Source organism: Actinoplanes sp. NPDC051494, assembly GCF_044454705.1.
GTDB lineage: Bacteria > Actinomycetota > Actinomycetes > Mycobacteriales > Micromonosporaceae > Actinoplanes.
Map to the genome: position 1 here is coordinate 375201 of NZ_JBITDZ010000005.1, position 18170 is coordinate 393370.

At 73.0% G+C, this 18170-nt stretch carries 17 protein-coding genes; 14 read left to right on the top strand and 3 right to left on the bottom strand.

Translation table 11 applies throughout. From position 1 onward, the window contains the following. The first annotated feature begins 44 nt into the window (after window positions 1-44). Genes ACIA6A_RS20855 through ACIA6A_RS20875 form a run of 5 tightly spaced genes read left to right on the top strand, consistent with a single transcriptional unit; the run spans window position 45 to window position 4507 of the window. Window positions 45-902: a DUF4097 family beta strand repeat-containing protein gene (locus tag ACIA6A_RS20855; protein WP_396099379.1), complete on the top strand. Its 858-nt coding sequence runs from the start codon at window positions 45-47 to the stop codon at window positions 900-902. Beyond that, window positions 899-1831: an ATP-binding cassette domain-containing protein gene (locus ACIA6A_RS20860; RefSeq protein ID WP_396099381.1), complete on the top strand. Its 933-nt coding sequence runs from the start codon at window positions 899-901 to the stop codon at window positions 1829-1831. The genes ACIA6A_RS20855 and ACIA6A_RS20860 overlap by 4 nt, the downstream gene beginning before the upstream one ends. Then, on the top strand, window positions 1828-2601 hold the full coding sequence (locus ACIA6A_RS20865) for an ABC transporter permease (protein WP_396099382.1): 774 nt from the start codon (window positions 1828-1830) through the stop codon (window positions 2599-2601). Before ACIA6A_RS20860 ends, ACIA6A_RS20865 begins: the two co-directional genes overlap by 4 nt. A gap of 2 nt (window positions 2602-2603) precedes the next feature. After that, complete coding sequence (locus tag ACIA6A_RS20870) at window positions 2604-3551, top strand: tetratricopeptide repeat protein (protein WP_396099383.1); 948 nt, start codon at window positions 2604-2606, stop codon at window positions 3549-3551. After that, window positions 3548-4507: a hypothetical protein gene (locus ACIA6A_RS20875; RefSeq protein WP_396099384.1), complete on the top strand. Its 960-nt coding sequence runs from the start codon at window positions 3548-3550 to the stop codon at window positions 4505-4507. Before ACIA6A_RS20870 ends, ACIA6A_RS20875 begins: the two co-directional genes overlap by 4 nt. On the opposite strand, the gene ACIA6A_RS20880 is transcribed toward ACIA6A_RS20875, so the two are convergent. From ACIA6A_RS20880 to ACIA6A_RS20890, 3 genes are all read right to left on the bottom strand, one after another. After that, window positions 4494-5495 carry a LacI family DNA-binding transcriptional regulator gene (locus ACIA6A_RS20880; RefSeq protein WP_396099385.1) on the bottom strand — a complete coding sequence of 334 codons (1002 nt, stop codon included), beginning with the start codon at window positions 5493-5495 and terminating at the stop codon, window positions 4494-4496. The two genes, ACIA6A_RS20875 and ACIA6A_RS20880, sit on opposite strands and share 14 nt — an antisense overlap. Window positions 5496-5564: 69 nt before the next feature. Beyond that, entirely contained in the window at window positions 5565-6302 is a 738-nt protein-coding gene (locus tag ACIA6A_RS20885; RefSeq protein ID WP_396099386.1) for a GNAT family N-acetyltransferase, read from the bottom strand. 22 nt (window positions 6303-6324) lie between these two features. Then, window positions 6325-7155, bottom strand: coding sequence for a hypothetical protein (locus tag ACIA6A_RS20890; RefSeq protein WP_396099387.1), 831 nt, complete (start codon window positions 7153-7155; stop codon window positions 6325-6327). Between the two features lie 156 nt (window positions 7156-7311). Between ACIA6A_RS20890 and ACIA6A_RS20895 the strand changes: the two genes are divergently transcribed. From ACIA6A_RS20895 to ACIA6A_RS20935, 9 genes are all read left to right on the top strand, one after another. Continuing rightward, on the top strand, window positions 7312-7710 hold the full coding sequence (locus ACIA6A_RS20895) for a GntR family transcriptional regulator (protein WP_396099388.1): 399 nt from the start codon (window positions 7312-7314) through the stop codon (window positions 7708-7710). Then, window positions 7703-8560 (top strand): ABC transporter ATP-binding protein, encoded by an 858-nt coding sequence (locus ACIA6A_RS20900; RefSeq protein ID WP_396099389.1) that lies wholly within the window; start codon window positions 7703-7705, stop codon window positions 8558-8560. Before ACIA6A_RS20895 ends, ACIA6A_RS20900 begins: the two co-directional genes overlap by 8 nt. Then, complete coding sequence (locus tag ACIA6A_RS20905; protein ID WP_396099390.1) at window positions 8557-9351, top strand: hypothetical protein; 795 nt, start codon at window positions 8557-8559, stop codon at window positions 9349-9351. The genes ACIA6A_RS20900 and ACIA6A_RS20905 overlap by 4 nt, the downstream gene beginning before the upstream one ends. A 25-nt stretch (window positions 9352-9376) precedes the next feature. Further along, complete coding sequence (locus ACIA6A_RS20910; protein WP_396099391.1) at window positions 9377-10393, top strand: nitronate monooxygenase; 1017 nt, start codon at window positions 9377-9379, stop codon at window positions 10391-10393. A gap of 172 nt (window positions 10394-10565) precedes the next feature. After that, the gene (locus tag ACIA6A_RS20915) at window positions 10566-11279 is read left to right on the top strand and encodes a DUF4184 family protein (RefSeq protein WP_396099392.1); all 714 of its coding nucleotides are present in this window, start codon (window positions 10566-10568) and stop codon (window positions 11277-11279) included. A gap of 106 nt (window positions 11280-11385) precedes the next feature. Then, window positions 11386-13557 carry a HelD family protein gene (locus ACIA6A_RS20920; RefSeq protein WP_396099393.1) on the top strand — a complete coding sequence of 724 codons (2172 nt, stop codon included), beginning with the start codon at window positions 11386-11388 and terminating at the stop codon, window positions 13555-13557. A gap of 4 nt (window positions 13558-13561) precedes the next feature. Beyond that, complete coding sequence (locus tag ACIA6A_RS20925) at window positions 13562-14626, top strand: threonine aldolase family protein (protein WP_396099394.1); 1065 nt, start codon at window positions 13562-13564, stop codon at window positions 14624-14626. A gap of 71 nt (window positions 14627-14697) precedes the next feature. Beyond that, window positions 14698-17214 (top strand): rifamycin-inactivating phosphotransferase, encoded by a 2517-nt coding sequence (rph, locus tag ACIA6A_RS20930; RefSeq protein WP_396099395.1) that lies wholly within the window; start codon window positions 14698-14700, stop codon window positions 17212-17214. Between the two features lie 83 nt (window positions 17215-17297). Further along, entirely contained in the window at window positions 17298-18134 is an 837-nt protein-coding gene (locus tag ACIA6A_RS20935) for a hypothetical protein (protein WP_396099396.1), read from the top strand. Window positions 18135-18170 lie beyond the last annotated feature (36 nt).

Here is an 18170-nt window from a genome sequence, read left to right on the forward strand (position 1 = left end):
CGCCCTCCGCACCCGCCACGAAACCTGCCCCGAAAGGAACTACCGTGCCCGTCTTCGAGTCCCCCGCCCCCATCCACGCGATCCTCGAGCTGCAGGTCGGCGACGTCCGGATCGCCGCGAGCGACCGCACCGACACCGTCGTCGACGTGCGTCCCAGCAACCCCGGCCTCGAGCGTGACGTGCAGGCCGCCGAGGCGACCGTCGTCGAGTTCAGCGGGGACAAGCTGCTGGTGCGCGCCCCGAGGCCGCGCGGGCTGGGCGTGTTCGGCAAGCCCGGGTCGGTCGACGTCGAGGTGGCCCTGCCGTCCGGTTCGCGGTTGCACGCCACCGCCGCGCTCAGCGCCTTCCACGGCACCGGCACGCTCGGCCCGGTCTACATCAAGACGGCTACCGGGGACGTGCGCCTGGAGCGCACCGGCACGCTGGAGATCCACTCCTCGGCCGGTGCGGTCGTCGTCGACCATGCCGCCGGGGAAACCCGGATCACCACCGCCACCGGCGCCACCGACGTGGCCGTGGTCGACGGCAACCTGGTGCTCAAGAACAGCGACGGGCACAGCCGGGTCGGCCGGGTCACCGGCAACGCGAAGGTGAGCAACGCCAACGGTGACATCCTGCTCGGTTCCGCGGGTGGTGACGTCAGCGCGTCGACCGCCAGCGGCAGCATCCGGGTCGACGAGGTCAGCCACGGCAGCGTCTCGGTGAAGACCGCCTCCGGGTCGCTGCGGGTCGGTGTCGCCACCGGCTCGGCCGCCTACCTCGACCTGAACACCACGTTCGGCAAGGTACGCAGCGAGCTGGCCGCGGGCGACGCACCGGGGCAGGACGAACGCCGCGTCGAGATCAAGGCCCGCACGTCGTTCGGTGACATCGACGTGGTCCGGGCCCCGGTGGCGGCATGATCACCGCGGCCGGCGTGCGTAAGGCGTACGGGAAGACCACCGTGCTGGACGGTCTCGACCTGGACGTGCCCGCGGGGTCGATCCTCGCCCTGCTCGGCCCGAACGGGGCGGGCAAGACCACGACGGTCAACATCCTGACCACCCTGGTACGCGCGGACGCCGGCGAGGTCCGGGTCGCCGGCGCGGATCCACGCACCGATCCCGACGCGGTACGGGCCGCGATCGGGGTGACCGGGCAGGCCGCCGCGGTCGACGGGCTGCTGACCGGTGCGGAGAACCTGATCCTCATGGCCGACCTGCACCACCTCGGGCGCCGTCCCGGCCGGGTCCGGGCCGCGGAGCTGCTCGACCTGTTCGACCTGACCGGGGCGGCCCGCCGCCCGGCGGCCACGTACTCCGGTGGGATGCGGCGCCGCCTGGACATCGCGATGGGCCTGGTCGCGACGCCGCGGGTGGTGTTCCTCGACGAGCCGACCACCGGGCTCGACCCGCGGGGGCGCCGGGCCGTGTGGGACACCGTCCGTGACCTGGCCGGGCGGGGTGTGACGATCTTGCTCACCACGCAGTACCTGGAGGAGGCCGATCAGCTCGCCGACCGGATCGCGGTGCTCAACGGCGGCCGGATCGTCGCCGAGGGCACTCCGGCCGAGCTCAAGCGGCTCGTCCCCGGTGGCCACGTCACGCTCACCTTCACCGCCCCCGCCGACCTGAACGCGGCGGCCCGCGCCCTGAACCTGCCCGCCCCGCACGCCCCGCACGACCAGGCCGACCGGCTCACCCTGGATGTTTCCGGTGACGGCAGCGTGCGCTTCCTGCGGACCTTACTGTCCACATTGGATGGAACCGGGGTCGAGATCGACGGGCTCATCGTGCACACCCCCGACCTCGACGACGTGTTCCTGGCCCTGACGAAGGAGCCCACCCCGTGACGACCTTGACGTTCGCCCTGCGCGACTCGAACACGATGCTGCGTCGCAATCTGCGGCACATGCTGCGGTATCCGTCACTGACGTTCATGCTCGCCGGCCTACCGATCATCTTCATGCTGCTGTTCGTGTTCGTCTTCGGCGCCACCCTGGGCGCGGGCCTCGGCGGCGACCGCGGCGACTACCTGACGTTCGTGGTGCCCGGCGTCCTGCTGCTGACCATCGGCAGCGCCACCACCGGCACCGCCATCTCCGTCGCCTCCGACATGACCGAGGGCATCGTCGCCCGGTTCCGCACCATGGCCATCGCCCGGGTCTCGATCCTCACCGGGCACGTGCTCGGCAGCCTCATCCAGACGTTCGTGGTCCTGTCGCTCGTGCTGGGCGTCGCCGTGGCGATCGGCTACCGCCCGACCGCGAACCCGGCCGCGTGGCTCGGCGTCGCGGCCGTACTGGGCATGGTGTCGTTCGCACTGACCTGGCTCGCGGTGGCCCTGGGCCTGGTCGCGAAGACCGTCGAGGAGGCCAGCAACACCCCGATGCCGCTGACCCTGCTGCCGTTCCTCGGCAGCGGTTTCGTCCCCACCGACACGATGCCGGCCGGCCTGCGCCAGTTCGCCGAGTTCCAGCCGTTCACGCCGTTCATGGAGACCGTCCGGGCCCTGCTCGCCGGCACCTCCCCCGGCGGGCACCTGATCACCACCGTCGCCTGGTGCGCCGGGATCGCCCTGACGGGCTACTTGTGGGCCCGGCACCGGTACAACAAGCTCTGATCATGAGGCAGGATCGCAGCGCCGATCTCGCGGCCATGATCACGGCGGGCGAGCGGCTCCTCGGCACCGACCACCCCGTCCTGCTCGGGACCCGGCTGCGGCTCGCCCTCGAGCACCTCGCGGACGGACGCGACGACGACGCCCGCACCGCTCTGGAACACGTGGCCGAGGCCCGGGGGCGCACCCTCGGGCCCCGCCACCCGGACACCCTCACGGCCCGGCACGAACTGGCCCTGGCCTACCTGCACATCGGCTACAACGGCGGCGGGTACGGCCTGCCGGAGGCCATCGACGCGATGGAGACCGCCGCTGCGGGACGGGCCCGGGTGCTGGGCCCGGCCCACCCGGACACGCTGGCGAGCTGGACCGCCCTGGCCTCCTTCCACGAACAGGTCCACCAGCAGGACCGCGCCGAGGCCCTGCACGACCGGATCACCGCCGGCTGGGAACGGCAGGTGGCGATGCGGGAACAGCGGATCGGTCCCGACGAACCCGGCACGCAGGAGGCCCGGGTCCAGCTCGCCGGCGCGTACGCGAGACAGGCCCGTACGTCCGACGAGCGGGCCGTCCGCGCCCGGGTGACCGCGTCCTGGGGCCGGCTCGCAGCGGCCCGCCTGCGGCGCCTGGGGCCGGTCCACCCGGCGACGGTCGAGGCCCGTGAGCAGCACGCGGCCGCGCACCGGTGGACCGGTGACACCGCCGGCGAGGTGGCGCTCATGGCACAGCTGGCCACCGACCACGACCGGCTGCTGGGACCGGCCGATCCGCGCACTCTGCACGCCCAGGTCAGACTGGTCGCCCGGTACACCGAGGACGCCCGGGACCCGGAGAAGGCACTGGCCCTGGGCGAACGCATCCTCGGCGACGTGCGCGCCACGCTCGGCGCCGGCGACCAGGCCTCCCTGGAGAGGTCGCTGCGGGTGTCGCTCAGTTACCGTCACGCGCGATGAATCCTCACAGCATCCCCAGAACGGTAGTGGGGGCCCTCCTGGAACACGGGCACACGGACCTCGTGCGCCGGCTCGCCGAGAACGGCGACTGGCACTGCGCCGACGAACTCGCCCGGAAACGGCCGGCGGAGGCGCCCCAGCTCCTGCGCCCGTTCGCCGGCACAGGGTGGTGGCCGGCCGCCGGGACGCTGGAGCTCCTCCGCGGGCACGCGGCGGGCGGTGCATGGGGTCCGGTACGGATGCTGGCGTACCGGCTGGCCGGGCTGGGACGGTACGACGAGGCGCTCGAGCTGGTGCGGGGCCAGGTTCCCCACGTCGATCAGGTGCGGGTGCTGGCGGATCTGCTGGCTCGTGACGGGCGGGAGGAGCAGCTCCGGGAGTTCGCCGCCGGCGCGGGCGGTGAGCACGCCGTGACGCGGCTGGCCGAGATGCTGGCCGAGCTGGGGCGGATGGACGAGGCCGTCGTGCTGTGGCAGCCGGCCCTCGAGGACGGTTCACCGAACGCCGCGTACCACCTGGCCGGACTCCTGGCCCGGCATGGGCGGGCCGGCGAGGCGATCGCGATGCTGATGCCGTTCATCCGGACGATGACCGGGGACCGTGACTGGATCATCGGCCGGCTGTCGGAGACCATGATCGGCCAGGGCCGCGCCGACGAGGCGCTCGCGTTCATCGACGAGGTGGCCGCCGCCGAGGGTGGGATGTCGCTGGAGCTCTTCGTCGAACGCAGCCGGGTGCTCGGGACGACCGGTCGCACCGAGCAGGCGATCGTGGAGCTACGGGCCCATTCCGAGGGCGGCGAGCCCTACGCGGCCACGATCCTCGGCGATCTCCTCGCCCAGGCCGGGCGGCTGGACGAGGCCGAGGCGGTGCTGCCGCCGGGCGAGCTGCTGGCCACGGTGCTGATCCGGCAGGGACGCGCCGACGAGGCGGTGCGGATGCTCACGCCATGGTGAGCGCCGCTGAGCTGCCGCGGACGTGCAGGGTGGTCGGGAAGACACAACGCCAGTAGGGCGCGGTGCGGCCGTCGAGCAGGGCCCGGGTCGCGGCGGCGGCCATCTGCTCGACCGGCTGGTGCACCGAGGACAGCGGTGGGCTGGTGCAGGCCGCGATCAGGCTGTCGTCGAAACCGACGACCGCGACGTCCTGGGGGACCCGGCGGCCGAGGTCGGCCAGGGCCTGCATGACGCCGGTGGCCATCAGGTCGCTGGCGACGAAGAACGCGTCCAGGTCGGGGTGTTCGGCCAGCAGGCGCACCGTCTGGTCGTACGCCTGCTCGCGTTTGTAGGTGCCCTCGGCGGTGACCTCCGGCAGGCCGGCCTCGCGCATCGCGCGCTGATAGCCGTCGCGGCGGGCGGCGGCGTCGGTGTTGCTGCGCACCGGGCCGTGGATCGCGGCGATGCGGCGCCGGCCGGTCTGCTGCAGGTGGCGGACCGCGGCGTAGGCGCCCTCGGTGTTCTCCGGGTCGACCGACGGCACGCCCTCCGCGGAGCGGCCCAGCACCACCACGCGGTCGTAGCGGGCATACAGCTCCCCCACGAGCGCCGGCGCGACGTTGACCAGCAGCGCACCGAGGCTGGCGGAGTCGGCGATCCGCTCCAGCAGGGCCGGTGCCTCGTCGTCCTCGATCACGTGGACGCGCAGGTGGGCGTCGGTGTCGGCGGTCTCCTGCACGACGCCCGCGGTGACCCGGTTGAAGTAGGAGTTGTCCCCGAACGAACCGGCACAGCCGACGACCACGAGGTCGAGCACGTCGTTGCGCCCGGACGCGAGCGCCCGGGCCACCGGATCGGGCCGGTATCCCAGCGCGGCGATGACCTTGCGCACCCGTTCGCGGGTCTGCGGGGCCACGCCGGGCTCGTCGTTGAGCACGCGGGAAACAGCGGATTTCGACGCCCTGGCGGCTGTGGCCACGTCGCTGAGCGTCGGTTTCTTCTGCGACATATCGAGGACTGTACGCGCGTGGGAGCGCTCTCCGAGACCCCTTTTCGACGGATCAGGATCAGTCAGCGGTTACCGGGAGGCCCACCACGTGGCGTCGGTCGTGGCGCGGAAGCCGAGGGATTCGTACAGCGGGCGGCCCAGCTTCGACGCCGTCAGGGTGACCGGCAGGCCGGCCAGCGGGGCGAGCGAGCCGAGCATGATCGCGCGGCCGACGCCCCGGGACCGGAAGGCCTCCGGCGTGGCGACCCAGTAGTGGCTGGCCAGGCCGTTGTCCTCGACCGTGACGCACGCTCCGGCGACCTCGCCCTCGAGGCGGGCGAGGAACACCGCCACACCCGGCTGATCGAGCAGGGCCGTCGGGAACATCTCGCCGCGCCGGTAGGGCTCGAACCGGACAAGGCTGAAACCCGCGATCACCGTACGCTCCGCCGCGCCCAGTTCCTCGTCGTCATGCACCCCGGTGACCGGCAGGGCCGGGCCGGCGACCGGACCGGGTTCGCGCACCATCACCGGCATCTGCCAGCTGCGCAGACCAAGATGATCAAGATCGGTCGCACTGTACGGGTCCTCGGCGTTGACCGGGCCCTTCGCGCCGCGTACCAGGTCATCGATCTCGGCCAGCTCGGCGGCGTCGAGGCCGGGTTCCTGGATCAGGATGCGCAGGCCGGCTCGTTCGTCACCCACGGCGGCGAGGAATCCGGGGCGGTGGATCAGTTCGTGGCCGCGGGAGCGGGCGGTGGCGGCCCAGAACGCGGCCGAGTTGCGGGCCTGGCAGCGTGGCGCGTCGTCGAGAGGGTTCGGCATCATGCCCACAGTGGATCATCTGCGCTCAGGCCGCGGGGCGCCGGGCCCGCCGGTAGGTGAAGTAGGCGAGCGTCGCCCGGGTCTTCGTGCGCTGCGGCAGCTCGATGTCGACGTGGCAGCGGCGCAGCACGGCGGCGAAATCCGCCACGACGCGTTCGGCCTTGCCGGCCGCGCAGCGGGTGGACAGCTCGAGCAGGCGTGACCCGTCGGGATAGGTCCACTGCTCGATGGTCAGCGGGCGGTTCCAGCCGGAGGGGCGGACCTTGCCGCGGCGCACGGTGACCGGGCCGTGCACGATGAGGTCGTCGAGGGCGACACCGGCCGGGGCATACGCGGTGAACAGCTCGCGCTGCTCCGCGGAGAACAGCCCGCGCACCGGGCGGCCCTTGCGCATGGTCCGGTCGACCTCGTCCGGGTCGAGGCGGCGGCGCATCGCCCCGCTGCACACGTAGTTGCCGGGCATCGCGTCGATCTCGACCACGAAGTTCGGTGAGCGGCGCAGCCGGGCCGGCAGCTCGCCCGGGACCATCGGGCGCAGCTTGATGACCGAGTCGCTGGGGCTGCCGTCGGTGCTGCGGGCGCGCACGACCACACCGTGGCGTTCGAGGGCGAGGTCGGCGGTGTCGAGGAAGTAGACCCGGCGGGAGGTGGCCCGGGAGATGTCGACGCCCAGTCCTTTGCACGTCGAGGCGTGGGCGTCCACGGGGACGACGACCTTGAGCTCGAGGCGGTCCACCTGACCGGTCAGGTGGATCAGTCCGGCTTTTTCCTTGGGTTTCAGGTGCCAGAACTCGCGCGCCCGGCGACGCCGGCCGGCCGGGACCGCGTGCAGTGTCGTCAACGGATCAATCGGCATGGTGCCCAGTGGAATTCGCCTCCCGCGGCGGATTTTAGTGGATCGGCGGTGGGGCGCGCCCACGTAACGGCGAGGGTGTGAGCCGACGCACCGCTTGACCGGTTCCGGCATACTCCCAGACATGCAAACAACTAACGGACTAGTTGACTTGACGCGGTGATCGCCTTCCGGATCGACCGCCGGTCCGGGACCGCGGTGTACGCGCAGCTCGGCGACCAGGTGCGCCAGGCGGTCCGGACCGGCCGTCTCGTCGAGGGCGACCGGCTGCCGACCGCCCGGGAGGTCGCCGAGCGGCACGGCGTCAACCCGAACACCGTGCTGCGCGCCTACCGGGACCTGGAGACGGCCGGGGTGGTCGAGGTGCGCCAGGGCGCCGGGACATTCGTGTCCGCCGTCGCGCCCGGCGTGGACGTGACCGCGCTGCGCGACGAGGTGACCGGGTGGGCCGCCCGCGCCCACGCCGCCGGGATCGACCTGCCGACCGCCCTGGCGCTCGCGAACGACGCGCTCACCGGCGCTTTCAAGGAAACCGAGGAGATGAGCCGGCATGCCTGAGGAGAGTCCCGCCGTCGTCCTGGAGGCGGTGAGCCATCGGTACGACGTGCAGCCCGTGCTCGACGACTGCACGCTGGAGATCACGGCCGGCGCGGTCGTGGGGCTGCTCGGCCGCAACGGCGCCGGGAAGAGCACGCTGCTGCGGGTGATCGCCGGGCTGCTGCGCCCGGACACCGGCGACGTGCGGATCCTCGGCGGACCGCACGGGCCGCAGACCCTTCCCCGGCTCGGGTACGTCGGGCAGCACGCCCCGCTGTACCGGGCCCTGACCGTGGCCCAGACGCTGCGGCTCGGCGCCCGCCTCAACCCCCGCTGGGACGCCGTCCGGGCCCAGGACCTCGCCGGCACCCTGCCACCCCGCGGCCGGGTGGGGGCGCTCGCGACCGGGCAGCGGACCCGGCTGGCGCTGGCGTGCGCGCTCGGCAAACAGCCGGACCTGCTGATCCTCGACGAACCGCTCGCCGGGCTCGACCCGGTGGCCCGGGCCGAGGTGGTGGGCGCGCTCATGGCCGAGGTCGCCGAGCGGGGCATGACGGTGCTGATCTCGTCGCACTCGATCGCCGACATCCAGGACGTCTGCGACCACGTCGCGGTGCTCGGGGCGGGGCGGATCCGGCTGTCGGGACCGGTCGAGGCCGCGCTGGCCGGGCACCGGCTGGCCGTCGGCGCGCCCGGCGACCTCGCGGTGCTGGACGACCTGGACGTGGTCGACCTGCGCCATGACGACCACGGGTTCACCGCCCTCGTGCGCGATCCCGGGGAGCTGCCGGACGGCGCGGTGGTGTGGCACGAGCCGACGTGGGACGAACTCCTGGTCGGTTACCTGCGGGATCTGAGGGGGACGGCGTGACCTGGCTGACTCTGCGGCTGCTCCGGCCGTACCTGATGGTGGCGGGCCTGGTCACCGCGGCCGCGACCGGATATCTGGTCCTCGCGGCCCAGACGGTGCAGCGGCAGCTGGACGCCGCCGGCCTGCCGGACTGCCGCGACCCGAACCTGTGCTGGCCGCGGGACGGGGCAATGACCGCGATTCTCGGGATCCAGCTGGTCGCGGCGCTGGTGCCGCCGCTGATCGGCCTGGTGCTGGGCGTGGCGCTGTTCGCCCGTGAGCGGGAGGAGGACACCGTGGCGTTCGTTCTGACGCAGTCGCTCACCCGGGGACGGTGGGTGCTGGTCAAGCTCGGCTGGGCCCTCGCCGCCGGGGTGAGCTGCACGGGCATCGTCGCGGTCACGCACCGGCTGATCACCGCGCCGTACACGGTGCTCGCGAACGACTACTACGAACTGTTCGAGATCGTGCACCTGAACCACATCGGATACATGACCGCGCACACCGCCGTGCTCATCGCGATCGCCGCGGTCGTCGGTCTGCGCACCGGACGGGTCCTGCCCACCCTGGTGCTGTCCGTGGTGGCCTGGCCGGCCGCGATCATCACCGCGTTCATCGGGGTGAACCTGCTGGCCCTGCCGATCGAGGCACTGACCCGGGGCACCCCACCGGCGATCGCCACCGACGACACGTTCGCCCGCGACTACGCGTTCGCGGACACGTTCGGCTGGACCGCGACCGTGCTGCTCGCCCTCGGCGTGGCCGCACTGGTGCAGCTCGCGCGCGGTGCCGGTGCCCGGGCCGTGCGGTGAGGCGCCGGATGGGTACGGTGCGATGATGCTGCCTCCCGGATCCCAGGTGCCGTTGATCAGTGCCCCGATGGCCGGGGGTGCCGGTGGTGTGCGGCTGGCGACCGCGGTGGGCCGGGCCGGAGCGACCGGGTTCCTCGCCGGCGGGTACAAATCCGCGGACGCCCTGGCCGCCGAGATCGCTGAGATGCACCACGCTTCGGTGCCGTTCGGGGTCAACCTGTTCGCACCCCGGCCCACGCCGATCGGCGCGGACGACTTCGCCCGGTACACGAGCCGGATCGCCGGGGACCTCGAGCACCACGGCGCCGTGCCGGACGGCGGACCGGTCGAGGACGACGACGGCTGGGCCGCCAAGATCGAGGTGCTGTGCGCCATGCCGGTGCCCGTGGTCAGCTTCACGTTCGGGCTGCCGGACCGCGACGGCCTCGACCGGCTGCGGCGCTCCGGGGCGCGGCTCTGGCAGTCGGTGACCACTGTCGGCGAGGCCCGCGCGGCCGCCGAGGCCGGCATGGACGCGCTGGTCGTGCAGGCGGGCGCGGCGGGCGGGCACAGCGCCGCCTTCGACCCCTGGCGGGCGCCGTCGGCGGTCGCGCTGCCCGAGCTGGTGGCCGGGATCCGGCACGCGACGGACCTGCCGATCGCGGCCGCCGGCGGGGTGGCCGACGCCGCCGACGTGGTCGCGGCCGTGCGGGCCGGGGCGGACGCGGTGGTCGTCGGCACGGCCCTGCTGCGCAGCCCGGAGGCCGGCACCGGGGCGGTGCACCGGGCCGCGCTGGCCGACCCGGGCCGCCACGACACGGTGCTCACCCGGGCCTTCACCGGCCGGCCGGCGCGGGCGCTGGTCAACGCGTTCACCCGGCGTCATTCCGGGTACGCCCCGGTCGGCTACCCGGCGGTGCACCACCTGACGCGCGCGATGCGAGCGGCGGCCGCGGCGGCCGGCGACGTGGACCGGGTCCATCTGTGGGCCGGCACCGGCTTCCGGCACGCCACCGACGACCCGGCCGCCGAGATCATCACCCGCCTCGCCGCCCGGCTCTGAGCCCGCCCGCCGACCCTGGCCGCCCGCCGCCGAGCCCGTCCGCCGCCGAGCCCGTCCGCGCGCCGCCGGGCCCGCACCCCGCGCACCGCACCCCGCGCACCGCACGCGGCCGGGCCGCACTGAAGGCGGCCTTATGGAATGGGGCCGGGCGGTGATCCCTATAGTCTGGGGAATGCCGTTCACGTTCGTGCACCCCGCCGCGATCCTGCCGTTGACGCGTTCGCCATTTGTGTCCAGCGCGCTGGTGTTCGGGGCGATGGCGCCGGACCTGCCGTACTTCGTGTCCCTGATGTGGATCGGCGGCGACTACAATCTCACCCTGACCCACGACCCGCTGTCCCTGCTGTGGCTGGACCCGCTGATCGGGCTGGTGCTGTTCACCGCATTCCACGTGGTGTTCAAGAATCCCCTGGCCGCATTGTTCCCGCGGGTCCTGCCGGCGGTGGACCGGTTCGTGTGGCGCGGCGCGGACGTGCTGGCGTGGATCGTGCTGTCGGTCGTCGCGGGCGCCGCCACCCACCTGGCGTGGGACTACCTGTGCGACGCGTTCGGGACCGGCTGGCAGTCGCGGCTCAACCTGGCCAGTGACGTGGTGGGCGGCGTCGTGCTCCTGGTGTGGCTGTGGCGGTGGCGGCGCCGCAACCCGCTGCGGCCGATCCCGGACGACGACCGGGTTCTCGCGCGGTGGCCCCGCAACGCCGTGCTCGGCGCCGTTCTCGCGGTCACCGTGGCGGCCGGTTCCTGGGGCGCGCTCGACGGGGACGAGGGCCGGGAGGTCGCGCTGCGCGCGTTCGTGCAGGACGCCGGGACGGCGCTGGGAGTCGCCCTCGGCGTGTACGCCGTCGCCTGGCACGCCCTTCGGACGGTCGTCCGGAACCGGCATTAGGCATTCCTGGACACCATTTTGTGCATCGGCGAGATCAGATCACCGAACAATTGTCAAATAATCTCGTGAATTGCATTCCCGAAACGCACGTGAATAGAATCGCCGCGTGCTGCGACGCATTTCTTCCCCCGATGACCTGTCCGGCCCGGCCGACCTGCCCGTGACCGCGGGGCGGCCCGCGCCCGAGGCCGATCGCGCTGCGGTCGACGAGGAGCAACGGTTCCTCGACGCGGCCACCACCCGCCGCGACGACCTGATCGAGCATCTCTCGGCCGAGCTGGCCGGGCCGGTCGACGACGCCACCGAGCGGGCCCGGCACCGCGGTCTGCTGCGCCAGCGCGAGGAGCTTCGGCAGGCCGGCGAGGGGCTCGTCTTCGGACGGCTCGACGGCCTCGACGGGACCGTGCGCCACGTCGGCCGGGTCGGGTTGCGGGACGCCGACGAGCACGCCGACCCGCTGGTCGTCGACTGGCGGGCGCCGGTCGCGCGGGCCTTCTACACCGCGACCGCCGTCGACCCGCAGGGCCAGGCCCGGCGGCGGCACATCCGCACCCGGGGCGCCGCGGTGACCGGCGTCGACGACGAACCGCTGGACGGTTCCGCCGGCAGCGAGCTCGCCGGCCAGGGTGCACTGCTCGCCGCTCTGGACCAGCGACGTACCGGCCGGATGGGTACGGCCATCGCGACCCTGCAACGCGAACAGGACGACATCGTCCGGGCGGACGCCACCGGCCCGCTGATCGTGCAGGGCGGCCCGGGCACCGGCAAGACCGTCGTCGCGCTGCACCGGGTCGCCTATCTGCTGTTCACCCACCGGCACATGGCCGAGCAGGCGGTCCTGGTCCTCGGGCCGTCGCCGCGCTTCCTGGACTACATCGCCCAGGTGCTGCCGGCGCTCGGCGAGACCGCGGTCGTGTCCCGTACCTGCGACACGCTGCTGCCCGGCGTCACCGTCACCCGGGCCGAGCCGCGCGAGGTCGCCGAGCTCAAGGGCCGCGCCCTGTGGCAGGCCGTGCTCGACGAGCACGTCGCCGCGCTGCTGCCCCGGGCCCGGGAGCTGGAGCTGCGCTGGCAGGGCGAGCGCTACGTCATCGACGCCGGGCGGGTCGCGCACGCGCTGGCCGCGGCGACCTCGGGCCGCGCCTACCACCCGGCCCGGGCGGCGTTCCACCGGCAGCTCTGCGACATCCTCGCCGACGCGGTCGCCGAGGAGCGCGAAGCCATGCTCGACGCGATGGACGAGGGCTACGAGGACATCCTGGCCCGGATCGTGGCGCCGGAGCCCCGGCGGCAGGCGTCCGCCGGTGAGGTCGACGGGCTGCTGTCGGAGGAGGAGCTCGACGAGTTGCGCGAGCAGATCGCCGGGCACCCGGCCATCGCCCGGTTCGTGACCGCCTGGTGGCCGACCCGCGACCCCGGGACCGAGCTGCGCGGCCTGCTCGGCGACCCGGATCGGCTCGGCGACCGGTTGACGCCGGAGGAGATCGCCCTGCTCCGCACCGGGTCCGGCGGCTGGACCTCGGGCGACATCCCGCTGCTCGACGCGCTGGCCGAGATGCTGGGCGAATCCGAGCCCGCCGAACCGTACGGTGCATCGCTCGCCGAACGCGCCGGCCGGCAGCGGGACTGGGTGTACGGCCATGTCGTGATCGACGAGGCGCAGGAACTGTCCGAGATGCAGTGGCGGATGGTCCTGCGCCGCTGTCCCAGCCGGTCGGTCACGGCGGTCGGGGACATCGACCAGGCCGAGGCGCCGCACCACCACACCACCTGGGCGCAGGCGGTGTCGGCGGCACTGGGCGACCGCTGGACCCAGGGCCTGCTCACCGTCTGCTACCGCACCCCGAGTGAGGTCATGGAGCTCACCGGGCCGGTCCTCGCCCGGGCCGGCAGTCAGCACCGCCCACCTCGCGCCGTACGGTCCTCCGGCATCGTCCCATGGGAGCTGAACGCCACCGACCTGAGCGCCACCGACCTGGCCGCCACCGACCTGGCCGGCACCGACCTGGCCGGCACCGCCCGGCAGATCGTCGCCCACCTGGCCGGGCGCTGGTCCGGGGGCAGCGTGGGCGTGGTCGCGCCCGCCGCCCGGGTCCCGGCCCTGCGCACCGCCCTGCCCGGCGTCGCGGTCCTGAGCGCCACCGAGGCGAAGGGCCTGGAATGGGACGCGACGCTGCTCGTCGACCCGGACGGCATCAGCGCCGAGCCGCGTGGGTGGAACGGGCTGTACGTGGCGCTCACCCGCTGCACCCAGGAACTGGGCATCCTGCGACCCTGAGCAGGTGAGAGCACATGACCAGAACCACCGCGACTTCGCCAGCGACAACTACGCGGGCGCGCACCCGGAGGTGCTCGCCGCGCTCGCCGACGCCAACGGCGGACACCAGGTCTCGTACGGCGCGGACGTGTACACCGAGCGCCTGACCGAGGTGCTGCGCGCCCACTTCGGCGAGCGGACCGAGGTCTACCCGGTCTTCAACGGCACCGGCGCGAACGTCACCGCCCTGACCAGCCTGCTGCCCCGCTGGGGCGCGGTCGTCACGACCAGCAACGCGCACATCCACACCGACGAGAACGGCGCCCCCGAACGGATCAGCGGCCTGAAGCTGCTCACCGTCGACACCCCGGACGGCAAACTCACGCCGGAGCTGATCGACCGGCAGGCGTGGGGCTGGGGCGACGAGCACCGGGCCCAGCCGCTGGCCGTGAGCATCACCCAGAGCACCGAGCTCGGCACGGTGTACACCGCCGGGGAGATCCGGGCGATCGCCGACCACGCCCACGCCCGGGGCATGACCCTGCACATGGACGGCGCCCGGCTCGCCAACGCCGCCGCCGCGCTGGGGGTGCCGCTGCGCGACTTCACCACCGACGCCGGGGTCGACATCCTCAGCTTCGGCGGGACCAAGAACGGCATCCTGTACGGCGAGGCGGTGCTCGCCCTGAACCCGGCGGCCGCCACCGGGCTGGTGTACCTGCGCAAGCTGAACATGCAGCTCGCGTCCAAGATGCGGTTCGTCAGCGCACAGCTGCTCGCCCTGTTCGAGGACGACCTGTACCTGCGCTCGGCCACCCACGCCAACGCGATGGCGGCCCGGCTGCGCGCCACGCTCGAGGAGGCCGCGCTGCCCGGCCTCACGTTCAGCCGGCCGACCCAGGTGAACGCGGTCTTCGCCGTGCTGGCCGCCGAGGTGGCGGACCGGATCCGGCGGAAGGTGCGGTTCTACGACTGGGACCGGGCGGCCGGTGAGGTGCGCTGGATGACCGCGTTCGACACCACCGAGGCCGACGTCGACGCGTTCGTAGCGGTGATCCGGGCCGAACTCCTCGCCTCCTCCAACGTATAGCGGGTCAGGGGGCTTGCGGCAAGCCCCGGGTGGTGCCGCAGAATCGTCCGCCGAGGCCGTAATCTGCGGAAATGGGGCATGCCGCGATGAGCGAGCAGTACGTGGTGGATCTGCACGACGTGGACGCGACCCGGGTCGCGCTCGCCGGCGGCAAGGGCGCGCAGCTGGGCGAGCTGACGCGGATCGACGGCATCCGGGTGCCGCCCGGCTTCTGCGTGACGACCGACGCGTACCGGCGGGTCATGGCGGACACGCCGGAGATCGGCGACCTGATCGACCGGCTGTCACGCCTGGCCGCGGACGACCGGGACGCGATCCGCACCCTGAGCGCGGGGATCCGGCGGGCGATCGAGGACGCCGCCGTCCCCGCCGATGTCGCGGCGGCGATCACCGGCGCGGTCACCGAGGACGCCTACGCGGTGCGGTCCAGCGCGACGGCGGAGGACCTGCCGACCGCGTCCTTCGCCGGCCAGCAGGACTCGTTCCTGGACGTGAGCGGGCCGGCGGCGGTCCTCGAGCACGTCCGCCGGTGCTGGGCGTCGCTGTTCACCGAACGGGCCGTCACCTATCGCACACACCACGACATCGATCACCGTACGGTCCGGATGGCCGTTGTCGTGCAGCGGATGGTCCCCGCGCGGGCGTCCGGCGTGCTGTTCACCGCCGACCCGCTCACCGGCGACCGCACGGTGTCCATCGTGGACGCCGTGACCGGCCTCGGTGACGCCCTGGTCGCCGGCCTGGTGACCCCGGACGTCTACCGCGTGCGCGACGCGCAGGTCATCGCCCGGACCCTCGCCGGCCCAGCGGCGCTGACCGGCCCGCAGGTCCTGGCGCTCACCCGGCTCGGGCGGCGGATCGAGGCGCACGCCGGCCGGCCGCAGGACATCGAATGGTGCCTGGACGACGACGGCTTCCAGATCGTGCAGACCCGGCCGATCACCACGCTGTTCCCGGTCCCGGCCGCCGGTGACCACGAGAAGCACGTGTACGTCTCGGTCGGCCACCAGCAGATGATGACCGACGCGATGAAGCCGCTCGGGTTCTCCTGCTGGCAGCTGACCGCCATGGCCCCGATGCACGAGGCCGGTGGCCGGCTGTTCGTCGACGTCACCCGGGCCCTGGCCGCACCGGCGGGCCGCGCCGGGCTCCTGGAGGTCATGGGCAGGGGCGACCCGCTGGTCCGGGACGCGCTGGAGACGCTGCTCGACCGCGGCGACGTCGTCACGCCGCTCCCCGACGGCCCCGCCCGCCCGCCCGGCGCCGGGGCGGCCACCCCGATCGGGACCGACCCGGCCATCGTCGCCGGGCTGGTGGCACGCAGCCAGGAGTCGGTCGACACCCTGCGCCGCGACATCCGGGGCCGGACCGGGCCGGACCTGTTCGACGTCCTGCTGGCGGCGTTCGAGCAGCACAAACGGGAGCTCGCCGACCCGTTGAGCATCCAGGCGATCATGGCGGGCATGGACGCCACCTGGTGGCTCAACGACAAGCTCCAGGACTGGCTGGGCGAGAAGAACGCGGCCGACACGCTCACGCTGTCCGCGCCCGGCAACATCACCTCGGAGATGGGACTGGCGCTGCTCGACGTGGCTGATGCGATCCGGCCGTACCCGCAGGTGGTGACCTTGTTGCAGAAGGCCGGCCCGCTGACGGAGCTGCCGGGGCTCGAAGGCGGCGCCGAGGCCCTCAAGGCCATCGACGCCTACCTCGACAGATACGGCATGCGCTGCGCCGGCGAGATCGACATCACCCGGCCCCGCTGGCGGGAACAGCCCACCACGCTGCTGCCCATGATCCTCGACAACGTCCGGAACTTCCCGCCGGGCGCCGCCGCGGAGCGCTTCGACCAGGGCCGGCAGCGCGCCCGGGCGAAGGAACAGGACATCCTGACCCGCCTGCGGGCCCTGCCGGACGGAGAACACAAAGCGGACGAGACCCAGAAAATGATCGACCGGGTACGAACGTTCATCGGCTACCGCGAATACCCCAAGTACTGGATCATCAGCCGCTACTTCGTCTACAAACAGGCGATGCTCGCGGAGGCCGGGCGCCTCGTCGCACGGGGTGTCCTCACCGACGCGGAGGACATCTTCTTCCTCACGTTCGCCGAGCTGCACGACGTCGTGCGCACGGACCGGGTGGACCAGCGCCTCATCCAGGACCGCAAGGACACGTACCGGTGGCACCGGACCCTCACCCCGCCCCGCGTGCTCACCTCCGACGGCGAGACCCTGAACGGCGCGTACCGGCGCGACGACGCACCGGCCGGCGCCCTGGTCGGCCTGCCGGTGTCCGCCGGGACCGTCGAGGGCCGGGCCCGGGTCGTCCTGGACCTGGCCGGGGCCGACCTCGAGCCGGGCGACATCCTGGTCACCACGTACACCGACCCCAGCTGGTCACCCCTGTTCGTCGGCCTCACCGCCCTGGTGACCGAGGTCGGCGGCCTGATGACCCACGGCGCGGTCATCGCCCGCGAATACGGCCTCCCCGCGGTCGTCGGCGTCCACGACGCCACCCGCCTGATCCGCGACGGCCAGCGGATCCGCGTCCACGGCACCGACGGCTACATCGAGATCCTGCGCTGATCGCGCCCGGTCGCCGCAACCGTCGAGGCGTCGAGGCTGCGCGGGATCTCAGCGGGATCGACACCTCGTTGAGCGGGACCGACGTGTTCCCCGAGGACGTCCACGAGACCGCTGCTGACATCATCGTTCCGCTGTCGCATTCGCTGCGACAGCATGACGCCGGCCTGGGCGTTCCACCCGCGGTGCGCATCGCCGACGACGTGCGGAAGGTGGTCAGCGGCGACGGTTGCGACATCCAGCACCGCGCCACCTATGAATACGATGCCGTGCGGGTCGACCTCGGCGATACCCAGGTGCGGACACCTCCGATGCTGGTGGAGCGGGTCGCGGCGTTGCTCGGGCACGCTGATGCGCCGCCCACCGAGCTGCTGCGGAGGCCTGTCACCCGTAGCGGGCTGGATGTCACGCTGAATACCGGCCGCACCATCCTCGCGGACCACTCGGCCGTCTCCGTCGACGCCCGCGTCCACGACCATGTGGTCGACATCGCGGTCCATGACGTGGTGCCGGTCAGCGAGCACCTCGCGGACACCGTCCGAGCTGCCGCACAGGAAGGTGGGACAGGACCCCGTACCGACGAACTTGCCCGAACGCTTGGGTCCGCCATCGCGGGCATGAGCGATCGGGAGGTGGTGCGGGCAGCGGGCCCCGGTGAGCCCTCCGTGCGGGTACGGAGCTGGCCGGGCGTGCTCACCGTCACGGGAGCCGCGATGGTGGTGTTCGGAACCGGCAACACCGTGACGACAAGCACCCGGGTGGAGCGCCCGGAACTCGACCGGGCCGACATGGCGGACCAGCTCGCCCTGATCCGGCTCGATCTCGGTGCCGGTCACCCCGATCTGATCATGCTGCTCGACGGGACGGACTCCCGGGCACCGCGCCTCGGGCTCCTCCTTCAGCCCGGAGGCGGTGACCGATGACCGTACGGTCCTGGGTGCTGGCTGCCCTCTTCGGCC

What these genes read in the sequence shown, in the direction of transcription:
- ACIA6A_RS20860 (WP_396099381.1), top strand. Translation starts at nt 899, where the DNA reads ATGATCACCGCGGCCGGCGTGCGTAAGGCGTACGGGAAGACCACCGTG.
- ACIA6A_RS20870 (WP_396099383.1), top strand. Translation starts at nt 2,604, where the DNA reads ATGAGGCAGGATCGCAGCGCCGATCTCGCGGCCATGATCACGGCGGGC.
- ACIA6A_RS20875 (WP_396099384.1), top strand. Translation starts at nt 3,548, where the DNA reads ATGAATCCTCACAGCATCCCCAGAACGGTAGTGGGGGCCCTCCTGGAA.
- ACIA6A_RS20880 (WP_396099385.1), bottom strand. Translation starts at nt 5,495, where the DNA reads ATGTCGCAGAAGAAACCGACGCTCAGCGACGTGGCCACAGCCGCCAGG.
- ACIA6A_RS20885 (WP_396099386.1), bottom strand. Translation starts at nt 6,302, where the DNA reads ATGATGCCGAACCCTCTCGACGACGCGCCACGCTGCCAGGCCCGCAAC.
- ACIA6A_RS20890 (WP_396099387.1), bottom strand. Translation starts at nt 7,155, where the DNA reads ATGCCGATTGATCCGTTGACGACACTGCACGCGGTCCCGGCCGGCCGG.
- ACIA6A_RS20900 (WP_396099389.1), top strand. Translation starts at nt 7,703, where the DNA reads ATGCCTGAGGAGAGTCCCGCCGTCGTCCTGGAGGCGGTGAGCCATCGG.
- ACIA6A_RS20910 (WP_396099391.1), top strand. Translation starts at nt 9,377, where the DNA reads ATGCTGCCTCCCGGATCCCAGGTGCCGTTGATCAGTGCCCCGATGGCC.
- ACIA6A_RS20915 (WP_396099392.1), top strand. Translation starts at nt 10,566, where the DNA reads ATGCCGTTCACGTTCGTGCACCCCGCCGCGATCCTGCCGTTGACGCGT.
- rph (WP_396099395.1), top strand. Translation starts at nt 14,698, where the DNA reads ATGGGGCATGCCGCGATGAGCGAGCAGTACGTGGTGGATCTGCACGAC.